This window comes from Rhizobium sp. J15, assembly GCF_002531825.1.
Taxonomy (GTDB): domain Bacteria; phylum Pseudomonadota; class Alphaproteobacteria; order Rhizobiales; family Rhizobiaceae; genus Rhizobium.
The window spans coordinates 1-12,608 of the sequence record NZ_NWSX01000052.1 but is presented as its reverse complement, the minus strand read 5'-3'; the positions used below and the strand labels follow the sequence as shown (position 1 = coordinate 12,608).

The following is a 12,608-nucleotide window of genomic DNA, read 5'->3' as shown; positions in this document are numbered from 1 at the left end:
GTCAGCGATCCAGCAAATCGGGATTCAAAATCCCGGCAGGGTCAAATGTCGCACGCAGCGACCGGCTGATGCGCGATACGAATTCGTTTTCAAGAGGAAAAAAGGACTTGGGGCCGAGGGTCGTGCCGCGGACTACCCTCGCCTGGCTGCGCCCGCAGACACGACGAACGTCGGTCGCAGAGGCCTCGCCGTTATACCAGATAAGTCCACCGCCCCAATCCAGCGAGGTAGTGCCGCCCAAGCGCTCCAGAGCCGATACAACATCGGGCGCATCCGTCGGCCGGGCCAGGATCTGCCAGACGGGGTGCTCGGTAGCGACAAAATGCCGAACGTCGCGGATGCCGATCCAATACTGCTTGCTTCGCTCCCCATCAAAAACATCGATGGAATAACTGCAAAACAGTTCCTTTAGCCGTTCTCGACGATAGGCAATCTGCTGCGAGAAACCCTGGATCCGGAGCGTTGCCGTGCTTTGGAAGTAGGTAGCGCCGGAAATCTCGAACGGCGTTGCGAGCGCCGTTGAAAAGATGGAGGTTGCCTCAGAAGCCGTGACGTCACTGAAAACCAGCGTTTCCTCTCTTTCCGGAGCGGGCGCTGTCTTGATGGAAGCCTCGGTCACAATTCCCAGGGTTCCAAACGATCCGCAGATCAATTTGCTGAGGTCAAGACCCGTGACGTTCTTCATCACGCGTCCACCGTTCTTGACAATGCGTCCCGATCCATCGACGAAACGAACACCGAGCAGATGGTCACGGCAGGCGCCGGCAAGCAATCGGCGCGGTCCGCAGACATTTGCGCCAACCACACCCCCGATCGTGGGCGTGCCTGTCGTTTCAAGCAAATGACGATGGTCCATCGGTTCGAAGGCCAGGATCTGACCTTCGCTTTGCAGCAAGGTCTCGATCTGATTCAGCGGCGTGCCGGCGCGCGCCACGAGCGTCAACGCGCCAGGTTCGTAGTCGACAATCCCGGAGATCAGTCGCGTGGATACGGCCCCGTGCCCGCTCGCCATGCTCACCGGTTCAACGCGCGTACCGCCGCCGATGACGCGAAGCTTCGTTCCCGACCGAGCGCTCTCAGCGACAAGCTCCGACAATTCGCCTTCAGACGTGGGCGCGAGGCAATTATCCTCGAAGCAAGGCTTAGCGACCATCGGCGCGCGCCTCGCGAAAAGTTCTGCTCGCATCCAACGGAAAAACCTTTGCCGGATTGAGCAACCAGCCGGGGTCGAAGACGCTCTTGACCTCCATCTGAAGGGCAAGATCGATGGATGTGAATTGTTTCGGCATCAGATCGCGCTTCTCGATGCCAATGCCATGCTCGCCGCTCAGGCATCCGCCGACATCGACGCAAAGCCGCAGAATGTCGGCGCCAAATCTCTCGGCCTTTTCTAGCTCGCCGGGAGTGTTTGCATCAAATAGGATAAGCGGGTGCATGTTTCCGTCCCCGGCATGGAAGACGTTTGCCACCTCCAGACCATAGTCCTTTGAAAGTTCCCCGATTCGTTTCAGCGTGTAAGGCAGTTGCGATACGGGAACGGTTCCGTCGAGGCAGAGATAGTCTCCAAGCCGGCCCATGGCCCCGAATGCCGACTTCCGGCCCTTCCAGATGGCGAGCGATTCCTCGGCATTTCTGCTGCTGCGAAATTCGACGGGATTGAGTTGGGAGGCGATCGAATGAATGGCTTCGGTTTGGCTCCTTATCTCATCTTCCGAGCCTTCCACTTCAACGATCAAGAGTGCGGCGCAGACAGGGTAACCGGCTTTGGCGAAGGCTTCGACGGCCCGCAGGCAGAGATCGTCCATATATTCGATCGCGACCGGCAGCAGGCCGGAGCGAATGATGCGCGCCACGCACTCACCCGCGACTTCCGCGCTATCAAAGGCGATCAGCATCGGTCGTGCCCCTTCCGGCTTTGGCACGATCTTCAGCACCGCCTCGGTTACGATTGCCAGCTGCCCCTCCGATCCGCAGATCAGTCCCAAAAGATCCAGACCGAAGGTGCCGCAGGTCGTTCCACCGATCTCGGCGATCTCGCCCGCCGCCGTCACAATGCGGACCCCCAGAAGGTTGTTGGTGGTGACGCCGTATTTGAGACAATGGGCGCCGCCGGAATTCATCGCTATGTTGCCGGCGATCGTGCATGCAAGCTGCGAGGAAGGATCGGGCGCGTAGAAAAACCCCCCTGCTTCCAGTTCCGCGGTAACCGCAAGATTCGTGACCCCGGTTTGGACGCGGATGTAGCGATTGGCTGTGTCGATCTCGAGGATGTCGTGCAGGCGTATCGTGCTGATCACGACACTATCGGCCGTCGGCAGCGCACCGCCCGCAAGTGATGTTCCGGCGCCTCGGGGGATGACGGGGACGCCGAGCTCGTGACAGGTCCGCATGGCGAGCGCGACCTCATCGGTGCTTCGAGGAAGAACCACGGCGAGCGGCGGGCACCGATAGGCCGTCAGAGCGTCGCACTCATAGGCCCGGGTTTCCTCGATATCGCAGATGACGGTGCCGGGGGGCAGGACAGCCTTGAGGCTTGCGACTATCTGAGATGCGCGCGAGAGAATGTCGGCACTCGCCGGTGGCATTGCAATCAGTGACATTCGTCCCCCCGGTTTTCATGTGTGACGACCTGCTCACCAGAACGTGGTCGCATCCGATCATCGTGACGCGGATCGTCGTTTGCTTCCTTCGATCGCTTCTCCCGCGCCGCCCGCAACCGGGCAAAATCATCGCCGGCGTGGTGGGAGGAGCGGGTCAGCGGGCTGGAGACGACCATCAGGAAGCCCTTGCTGTAGGCGACCGTCTCGTAGGACTTGAACTCGTCCGGGGTGACGAAGCCTTCGACCTTGTGATGCTTGCGGGTCGGCTGCAGGTACTGGCCGATCGTCAGGAAGTCGACATCGGCGGTGCGCAGATCGTCCATCAGCTGCAGCACCTCGTTGCGTTCCTCGCCGAGGCCGACCATGATGCCCGACTTGGTGAACATGGTCGGGTCGAGCTCCTTCACCCGCTGCAGCAGGCGGATGGAATGGAAATAGCGGGCGCCGGGGCGAACTGTGAGGTAATTGCCGGGAACCGTTTCCATATTGTGATTGAAGACATCGGGCTTGGCGGCGACGACGCGCTCCAAGGCACCCGGCTTCTTCAGGAAATCCGGCGTCAGGATTTCGATCGTCGTTGCCGGCGAAGCCGCGCGGATCGCCCAGATCACCTTTTCGAAATGTTCGGCGCCGCCATCTTCCAGGTCGTCGCGGTCGACCGAGGTGATGACGACGTGGGACAGGCCCATCTCCTTGACCGCCTTGGCGACGTTCTGAGGCTCGGCCATATCGAGCGCATTCGGCTTGCCGGTGGCGACATTGCAGAAGGCGCAGGCGCGGGTACAGATCTCGCCCATGATCATGAAGGTGGCGTGCTTCTTGTCCCAGCACTCGCCGATATTCGGGCAGCCGGCCTCCTCGCAGACGGTGACGAGCTTGTGCTCCTTCACGATCGCCCGCGTCTCGGCATAGCCCTTGGAGGTCGGCGCCTTGACGCGGATCCAGTCCGGCTTGCGCATGACCTCGGTATCCGGCCGATGCGCCTTTTCCGGATGGCGCACGCGCTTGGCGTCGGGACCAATAATATCAAAAACTGTCACCATCACGGATTTGCCTGATAAGCGATCAATGGATTGCCGCGAGCTTTGCACCAAAGCTCACCACGGAGCCCTTCTCGACGCCGATTTCAATCTGGCCGGATTTCGGTGCGTTGATACGTGTCTCCATCTTCATCGCCTCGATCACCGCCACCGGATCACCTTTTTCAACTTGAACCCCGTTTTCGACCAGCCATTGCTGGAGCGTCCCGGCTATCGGTGCGGTGACCGCGTCGTCTCCAGCGATCGTCACGTTGGAGACCCGCTCTGTTGGAACGGCGGCGCCGGCGAAAAGATGGGCGGGTAATGCGATCGAGTGGCGCTTTCCGTCGATTTCCATGAAGCTGCGGATCACACCGGTCTCGGCGACGGCGACCCGCGCATCTGGTTCAATTCCGCGAAAGCTGGTCTCGATCCAGTTCGTAAAGACCTTGAACCCCGAATCAGCGACAAAGTCAGGCTCATCGACCACTGCGCGATGGAACGGCAGGACCGAAGCGACGCCTTCAATACGAAATTCTGAAAGCGCTCGTCGCGCGCGCGCAAGCGCTTCGTTTCGTGTGGATCCGGTAACGACCAGCTTCGCCATCATCGAATCGTAAAGGCCGGGTATTTCCGATCCCGTCTCGACGCCTGCATCCAGCCGCACGCCCGGTCCGGAAGGCGGTCTGAACAGGCTGATGAGCCCCGGTGTCGGCAGGAAGCCACGTCCGGCATCTTCGGCGTTGATCCGGAACTCGAAGGCATGGCAACGCGGCGCCGGCGTCTGCGTGACCGAGAGGGGAAGCCCGTCGGCAATTCGCAGCTGTTCGACAACGATATCGATACCGGTTGTTTCCTCTGTGATCGGATGTTCCACCTGCAATCGGGTGTTGACTTCCAGGAACGAAATGACGCCGTTCTGCGCGAGAAGGAATTCTACCGTTCCCGCGCCGGTATAACCGGCCTCCACGCAGATCGCGCGGGCGGATTCATGTATCCGAGTCCGCTGTTCTTCAGTGATGAAAGGCGCAGGCGCCTCTTCGACCAGCTTCTGGTTCCTGCGCTGAAGCGAGCAATCGCGCGTCCCGAGCACGACCGTATTTCCTCGGGTGTCGGCGACGATCTGGGCTTCGACATGCCTCGGCTTGTCGAGAAATTGCTCGGCGTAGCACTCGCCGCGTCCGAAGGCCTCTGTTGCCTCGCGAACGGCCGAATCGAACAGTTCGCCAACCTCTTCCAGCTTCCAAGCCACCTTCATCCCGCGTCCGCCGCCACCGAATGCCGCCTTGATGGCGAGCGGCAAACCGGCTTTCTTGGCGAAGGCGACAGCCTCGGCAGCCGATGCCAACGGCCCGTCCGATCCCTTGACGAGCGGAGCGCCAACCTTGGCAGCGATGCGACGCGCTTCGACCTTGTCGCCCAGAGCGGTAATGACCTCCGGCTTCGGCCCCACCCAAATAAGGCCGGCATCGATGACCGCCTTGGCGAATTCGGCGCGTTCCGAAAGAAAACCATATCCGGGGTGAATTGCGTCGGCACGGGAGCGGACGGCGATCGCGAGGATCTTGTCTATATCGAGATAGGTTTCGCTTGGCCTGCCGGGCCCAAGACCGTAAGCCTCGTCGGCGACTTCGGCATGAAGCGAGCGGACATCGGCGTCCGAGTAGATCGCAACCGATTTTATCCCATAGTCGCGGGCTGCGCGGGCGATACGGACGGCGACCTCACCCCGATTTGCGATAAGAAGTTTTTTCATCTGCCTGTCTCCCCAACGATATGATTTTGATCGCCTGCCGCCTTGAACCGCACGCGTGCACCGATCGGAAGCTGGCCAGCAAGGTCCAGGTGGTGGGCGGCAACGACAGCGATGACCGGGTAGCCGCCCGTCAAGGGATGGTCGGCCGCAAAAAGGACGGGTTGGCCGCTGTGTGGAACCTGGATCGCGCCGAGCACCGTCGCTTCCGACGGGAGCTCGGCGTCGTCTTTCCGCTCGATGGTCCGCGCTCCGGCAAGACGAATGCCGACACGGCTGGATTCCGGCGTTACCACCCACTCCTGTCCGAGGAAGGTATCGACGCCGTTCGGGGTGAACCAATCCGCTCGGGGACCGAGGATGACATCAAGCGTCACCGGCAGCTTGTCGTCCGGCAACCGGGGTGGCGGTCCTCCGAAACACACCGCATTGGCCGGCCGGCCGGCAGGAACGAGAAAGTCACCTTCGGCGATCGGATCGGGTCCGATCTTGGCGAGCGTGTCCACCGATACCGAGCCGAGAACAGCGTCAACGGCGAAGCCGCCGCGCAACGCGAGATAACTGCGGCTGCCTCTGTCGGGGAAGCCGAGCACCAGCTCGTCACCCTCGTCGAGTGCGATTGCCTCACCGTGGGCGGCACCCAGTTGCCGGCCGCTGGGCGTGCGGATGGTCAGCGGGCATGTCGCCCCTGTCACCGCGACAGTGATGGGTCGGTCTGCCCTCAATTCAAAGCAACCGAACGCAATCTCGATCGCACCTTCCGTCTGCGCATTTCCGACAGCCAGGTTTGCACGCCGCAAGCTTTCGCGATCCATTGCTCCGGACGTCGAGACGCCCTGGCCGGATCGTCCGCTTCGTCCAAGATCCTGGTAGAGCGCCGGACGGTCGGCGCGAATGACACGAATGCCGCCTTTTGCCGGGGGCCGCTTTTTTGGAAGCGATTTTGCGAACTTCGGCGACTCCGAGGTGTCTATTTGTGCAAGGTCCACGAACCGGACCCGATCACCGGGCGTCAGCAGAGCGGCGCGCTCGCGTGACAGGTCCCACATCTCGAGCGGAGTGCGGCCGATCAGTTGCCATCCGCCCGGACTGTCGGACGGATAGACACCGCCGAACCTCCCGGCGAGCGCGACGGAGCCGGCAGGTATTCTAACCCGAGGGGTGGTTCGCCTCGGAACATTGAAAATCGGATCGTCACAGGTCATGTAAGCAAAACCCGGTGCGAAGCCCACGAACGCAACGATGAATGTCGCCTCGGTATGACGTCGGATTATCTCGGCTTGCGTGCAGCCGAGCAGAGCGGCCACGTCCGGCAAATCCTCTCCGTCATAGTTTACGGGAATCTCGAAGGTTTCACCATGACGCACCGCCTGCGAAGACAGGTCAAGACTGGAGATCAGGTGTATCAAGGCATGGCGGCTGACGATTGCCGGATCATAATCCACCATGATGGTGCGCGCGGCGGGGATGATGTCTCTTACGCCCTCGGGAAGCTGGGCACGCAGCGCGTCGAGAAGGCTAAGGGTCTCTTGTAACCCATCGAGTTCGACGAGTAGCGAACTTGATCCAGACGGCAGGAACCGGATGTTCTCAGACATTGTCTTCGACCCCCGACGCAAAGGACCGGATTGTAATCGCGTGTGTCGAGAAGGTTTCGCGCAATGACCTGGCGATAGCCACGGCGTCCGGGCTATCGCCGTGGACACAAATCGATTGTGCCTCGATTGCGATATCTGTCCCGTCGATGGCCGTTATCCGTCCCTCCTGCACGAGGCGCAGCATTCGCGCGCAGACCTCGCGGCTGTCATGAATGACGGCTCCGGGCTGCCGGCGGCTGACAAGGCTGCCATCGCGATTGTAGGCCCGATCCGCAAAGGCTTCACATATGACCTTCAAGCCAGCCGATCGTGCCTGCTCAACGAATTGCGAGCCAGACAAAGCAACCACCGCCAGCCCCTTATCGAGCTGCCGGATAGCACTGATCACGTCCGACGCCTGTCTCGAATCGTGGGCGATCGTATTGTAGAGCGCTCCATGCGGCTTGACGTAGCGCACCGATGTCCCAGCGGCGGCGGCCAGCGCTTGAAGGGCGCCAATCTGATAAATCGTATCGGCAATGAGCTCGGGACTTGCCGGGTCCATGTTTCTACGGCCAAATCCGACCAGATCTCTGTAGCCGACATGCGCGCCGACCACCACGCCGCACGCGTGGGCCGCATGCAGCACCTTGAGAATTCCGGCAGGATCGCCCGCATGGAAGCCGCATGCGATATTCGCGCTGGAGACAATCTTCAGCAAAGCGGCATCGTCGCCCATCTGCCATGGGCCGAAGCTTTCACCGAGATCGCTGTTCAAATCTATCGTCGCCATTTTGCGCCTGTTCTTGAGCGATTGGGCGATGGGATGATCCCACCGCCGCAGCCTTGTCCGTTAAGATCCCCTAGCCTGTCTTGATCGTCTGTATTGATCGATGACGACGGCGAGTACGATGATGGCTCCCTTGATGATCTCCTGGTAATAGGAACCGATCTTTAGGAAGGTGAAACCTGATGTGATGACGCCGAGGATGATTGTTCCGATCAGCGTTCCTGTTATGCGGCCGGAACCGCCGGCGAGCGATGTGCCACCGATGACGGCAGCGGCGATGGCGTCGAGTTCGTATGCGGTGCCCATGGTCGGCTGGGCGGATGCTGCACGCGCTGCGGTGACGACGCCGGCCAGTCCGGAGAGCACGCCTGCAACGATGTAGACCTTGATGAGATGGGATCCGATGTCGATGCCCGAGACCCTTGCGGCCTGCGGGTTGGATCCGATCGCATAGGTATATTTGCCGTAGCGGGTATAGCCGAGGGCAATATGCGAGATGATGGCGACGCCGAGGAAGATCAGCACCGGCAGGGGGACCGGAAAGCCGAGGATGAGATAGCTCTTTCCGATCCATGTGAACTGGGGCGTCAGAAGGCCGATCGGCTGGCCGAGCGTATACCACTTGGCGGCGCCTCTGGCACAGACCATCATGCCGAGGGTGGCGATGAAGGGCGGGATGCCGGTTTTGGCGATCAGGAAACCGCTGATCCATCCGGTGATCAGGCCGACGAGCAGGCCGGCCATGATCGGCCAGAGGGGGAAGAGATCGGTGAGGCCGGGATAGAGCGCGCGTACGTCCGCCGAGCCCTGCGCCAGCGAGGCGGCGACCATTGCCGAAAGGCCGACTACGGAACCGGATGCCAGGTCGATGCCACCGGTGATGATCACATGCGTCACGCCGACGGCCAGAATTCCGGTCACCGAGACCTGGAGAATGATGATCGACAGGCGCTGGTCGTTACCGAGGAACGACGTGCCCACGAAAATCCAACCAAGCACCTCGAAGATCAGCGCGATGCCGACAAGCACAAAGGCCATCGACATCTCGCTCTTGAACTTGCGCTTGGCAGCGCGCGTGTCTGCCAATCCTGCGGCGTCGCTCGTATTCATTGTGCGGCGAGCTCCATGATCTTAACCTGGTCCGCGTCCGCGCGGTCCAGGATGCCCGCCAGCCGTCCCTGACGGATCGTGGCGATGCGGTCGCTCATGCCGAGAATCTCCGGAAGTTCGGAGGAGATCATGATGACGGCGACCCCCGTGGAGGCGAGCGTGGAGATCATTCGATGGATCTCCGCCTTGGCGCCCACATCGATCCCGCGCGTTGGTTCGTCAAGAATGAGCACCTTGGGTTTAGTCAGCAGCCATCGACCGATCAGCACCTTCTGCTGGTTGCCGCCGGAAAGGTTGAGGATCTTCTCGCCCATGCTCGGAGTTTTCACGCGTAGCGTGGTTTTCATCTCTTCGCATTCTTTGGAGAGGCGCTTCTGCTGCACGAAACCGTGCTTGACATACCCACCACGGAGCGCGGCCAACTGCATGTTCTGTTGGATGTCCAACAGCAGGAAACACCCCGATTCCTTGCGGTCTTCGGTCAGGAACGCCATGCCGTTCTCCATGGCGACGCTCGGAGAGGTGATCTTGATCTCCTTGCCGCCAAGGGCGATGGTTCCCGAAGTTGCGGGGGTCACGCCGAAGATCGTTTCGGCGATATTGGAACGGCCGGCGCCGACCAGTCCAGCTAAACCGAGGATTTCACCGGCATGAAGATCGAACGATACGTCCTCGAACACACCCTTCAGGCCAAGATTTCTGACGCTGAGAACGACCTCTCCGATCTTCGATTCCACTTTGGGAAACATCTGCGAAATTTCACGCCCGACCATCATGCGAATGACCTCGTCGCGCGTGAGGTCCCTGGATGCCTTGGTTGCGATGTGCCGACCGTCCCGGAAGATCGATACCTCATCGGCAATCTCAAATAGTTCGTTCATCTTATGGGTGATGTAGATGATACCCTTGCCTTGCTCCCTCAGCGTGCGAATGATGCGAAACAGATGCTCGACTTCCCGTTCGGTCAGCGCCGACGTCGGTTCGTCCATAATGAGGACGTCCGACTGGTAGGAGACGGCCTTGGCGATCTCGACCATCTGACGGCTCGCTACCGACAGCTGTCCCACCCTCTCGTCGGGGTCGAGATCGATACCGAGCTCCTTGAACAGGCGGTATGTGCTGGCACGTAGTTCCTGATGATCGACAAGACCGAAGCGATTTCGCGGTTCGCGGCGGATCCAGATATTTTCCGCGATCGTCATGTGGTTCATCAGGTTGAGTTCCTGGTGAATCATCGCAATGCCGTTGTCGAGCGCGTCGAGCGGACTGCGCAGCTTGATCGGCACGTTGTTGAGATAAAAATCCCCCGCATCGGGCGTGTAGATGCCGGCGATGATTTTCATCAAGGTTGACTTGCCAGCGCCGTTCTCGCCCATGAGTGCGTGAACGGTGCCCCGACGAAGCCGGAAGGAGACGTTGTCGAGAGCGACGTTCCCGGCGAATTCCTTGCGGACGTTTTCGACCTGCAGGAGAAATTCGGCTGCTGGAACGGCCCCGCTCTCTCTTACGGCTTTGATAGTTGAGGGGGAGACCTTATTCATGTAACCAAACCCTTCCGTGACCCGTCTCATGAGGCTGGCAGGCGCACCATGGTGCGCCTGCGTGTTCATCCCGCGCTAGTTTTTGCTGAGGTAGGTTTCGACGTTTGCCGGATTGACCAGCTCGTAGGGAATCCAGAGCGGCGACTCGACCTTCTCGCCCTTTGCGAGCTTCATGGCCAGATCGACCGATCCGGCGCCCTGTCCGATCGCATCCTGAAAGACGGTGACCTGCAGGTCGCCGTTCTTCATGTATTGCATCGCTTCCTTCGTCGCATCGACGCCGGCGACGATCACCCCGTTGAGGCCGGACGCTTTGAGTGAATTGATGGCGCCGATCGCCATTTCGTCATTGTTCGAGATGATCGCCGCCGGCTGGTATCCGGCGGTAATCCAGTTCGTCACCAGATCCTGGGCCTTCACCGGATCCCAGTTTGCCGACTGTTCGTCGATGATCTTCATGAAACTGCATTCGGCCGTCGCGGCAACTTCGTGCACGGCCTGGCTGCGCAGCACTGCAGTTTCGTTGGCGAGTACGCCCTGAATGATCAGGATGTCGGCGGCCTTCGCCTTTCCGCGTTCCTTGAGAACACGGCATACTTCCTGCGCCTCGAGCGTACCGGCTACCTTCTCGTCGGAACCGACGAATGCAGCCTTCGGACCAAGCTCGTGAACGTCGCTCGGCGTGTTGTTCACGTATACGAGCGGGATGCCCGCGTCGGCTGCAAGCTTGGTCATGGTTGGCGTTGCGGAGGTTTCGACCGTATTGACGATGATGGCGTCAACCTTTGCCGCAATGAAGTTCTGCACCTGCGACAGCTGGCGATTGACGTCGCCTTCCGCAAACTCGATCTGCAGCGGCTGGTTCGATTGTGCAGCCCTGTCCTTGATACCCTTGACCAGTACGGCGAGATTTGAATCGCTGTGAGAGATGCTAACGCCGATGTCACCGGCGAAGGCCGTCGATCCAAGAAATACCATGGATGCTGTCAGTATAGTCATTCGCTTCATTATCTATTCCCCTTTAACGGGTGTCCGGCAGCACCCGATTGTTTGTCCGGAACGTCCACCGACACCGGGACGTCTCTTGGTTCAGGCGGATTGCCGAACCTTCAGCTCGAATGGCAAAATGATACTTCGACCATCCTCGAAACCGGGTTTGGGCATTTCGATCAGCTTGGCGATTGCCGGGCCGAATTCGAGTGCAGGGACCTTCACCGTGGTCAACCAAGGGGCCAACCACTCGTTCAGGCGGTTGTCGTCGAAGCCGAAGATGACAAGGTCGTCGGGCACACGAAGATTGCGCTCCATAGCCGCCCGGTAGAAACCATAGGCGATCATGTCGTTTGCGCAGAAGACGCTGTATTTCTTCGGTGCGAGGTCAAGAAGTCGGCAAGCATGCTCGTAGCCGGCCTGCATCGTGTAGGGGCTCTCGAACTGCAGCACGCGCGAGGCATCGCCCACGCCGGCAATAAAACCGTCCAGTCTTGCAGTACTGCCAAAATAATGGCGTGGGCCATGGATCGCGACCCAGTTCTCATAGCCACGCTCAATGAAGTATCGCCCGACCGCCAGTCCGGCTTGGAAGTTGTCGATCCCCACATAAGGGGCGACAATTCCCTGAGCCGGCCGCCGGTTGGCGAAGATCAGATTGCCCTGCTTTGCGACCAGTTCCCGGAGCCTGGGGGTGTCGATCGCACCCTGTAATACGATTGCGCGTGCGCGCAGTCCTTGAGCGTCAGCGAGAAGGCGATCTTGCTGCGCGGCGTTTTCACCGGTGTTTGCCAGAACCATCGACAGGCCAATGCCCTTGAGGGCACTTTCCACCGAGACGGCGATGTCGGCGGTGAAATGGTTGGTCGCGTCCGGCACCAGCATGACCACGACGCGGCTTTGAGCAAGCCGTAAAGAACGGCCGATTTCTGATGGAGTATATCCCAGGACCTTCGCCGCCTGACGGACGCTCTCGATCGTGCGAGGAGCGATCGCGTCGGTCTTTCCGGAGAAGTAACGCGAGACGGTGGCGGTCGAGACGCCCGAGAGACGTGCGACATCACGTATGGTTGGTGGTTTCGTCATATCGCATCCAAAGCATCTGATGTTAACGATTACATCCTCATTTAGCCGCAGGCTTATTTTGTTGATTTTGCCTTTTCGTTTGCGGCCTCGACGAGGGGCTTGAGATATTCGAGGCAGACGCGGGCGACCCAGTCCGGCTCGA

At 60.1% G+C, this 12,608-nt stretch carries 10 protein-coding genes; all 10 read right to left on the bottom strand.

Going from position 1 to position 12,608, the window contains the following annotated elements:
- Position 1 precedes the first annotated feature (1 nt).
- The gene (locus CO670_RS28090; RefSeq protein ID WP_097593247.1) at positions 2-1,153 is read right to left on the bottom strand and encodes an FAD-binding protein; all 1,152 of its coding nucleotides are present in this window, start codon (positions 1,151-1,153) and stop codon (positions 2-4) included.
- Complete coding sequence (locus tag CO670_RS28085) at positions 1,143-2,600, bottom strand: FAD-linked oxidase C-terminal domain-containing protein (protein ID WP_097593246.1); 1,458 nt, start codon at positions 2,598-2,600, stop codon at positions 1,143-1,145. Before CO670_RS28085 ends, CO670_RS28090 begins: the two co-directional genes overlap by 11 nt.
- On the bottom strand, positions 2,591-3,643 hold the full coding sequence (gene lipA, locus CO670_RS28080; RefSeq protein ID WP_097593244.1) for a lipoyl synthase: 1,053 nt from the start codon (positions 3,641-3,643) through the stop codon (positions 2,591-2,593). The genes CO670_RS28085 and lipA overlap by 10 nt, the downstream gene beginning before the upstream one ends.
- 22 nt (positions 3,644-3,665) lie before the next feature.
- Positions 3,666-5,375 (bottom strand): biotin carboxylase N-terminal domain-containing protein, encoded by a 1,710-nt coding sequence (locus tag CO670_RS28075; RefSeq protein ID WP_097593243.1) that lies wholly within the window; start codon positions 5,373-5,375, stop codon positions 3,666-3,668.
- Positions 5,372-6,970, bottom strand: coding sequence for an urea amidolyase family protein (locus tag CO670_RS28070; RefSeq protein ID WP_097593242.1), 1,599 nt, complete (start codon positions 6,968-6,970; stop codon positions 5,372-5,374). The genes CO670_RS28075 and CO670_RS28070 overlap by 4 nt, the downstream gene beginning before the upstream one ends.
- On the bottom strand, positions 6,963-7,742 hold the full coding sequence (locus CO670_RS28065) for a 5-oxoprolinase subunit PxpA (protein WP_097593241.1): 780 nt from the start codon (positions 7,740-7,742) through the stop codon (positions 6,963-6,965). Before CO670_RS28065 ends, CO670_RS28070 begins: the two co-directional genes overlap by 8 nt.
- Before the next feature lie 60 nt (positions 7,743-7,802).
- Entirely contained in the window at positions 7,803-8,849 is a 1,047-nt protein-coding gene (locus CO670_RS28060; protein ID WP_097593239.1) for an ABC transporter permease, read from the bottom strand.
- Positions 8,846-10,390 carry a sugar ABC transporter ATP-binding protein gene (locus CO670_RS28055; RefSeq protein ID WP_037114956.1) on the bottom strand — a complete coding sequence of 515 codons (1,545 nt, stop codon included), beginning with the start codon at positions 10,388-10,390 and terminating at the stop codon, positions 8,846-8,848. Before CO670_RS28055 ends, CO670_RS28060 begins: the two co-directional genes overlap by 4 nt.
- 75 nt (positions 10,391-10,465) lie before the next feature.
- A complete protein-coding gene (locus tag CO670_RS28050) occupies positions 10,466-11,398 on the bottom strand; it encodes a substrate-binding domain-containing protein (protein ID WP_004673304.1) in 933 nt (310 codons plus the stop codon).
- 81 nt (positions 11,399-11,479) lie between these two features.
- The gene (locus tag CO670_RS28045) at positions 11,480-12,466 is read right to left on the bottom strand and encodes a LacI family DNA-binding transcriptional regulator (RefSeq protein WP_097593238.1); all 987 of its coding nucleotides are present in this window, start codon (positions 12,464-12,466) and stop codon (positions 11,480-11,482) included.
- Between the last annotated feature and the right edge of the window lie 142 nt (positions 12,467-12,608).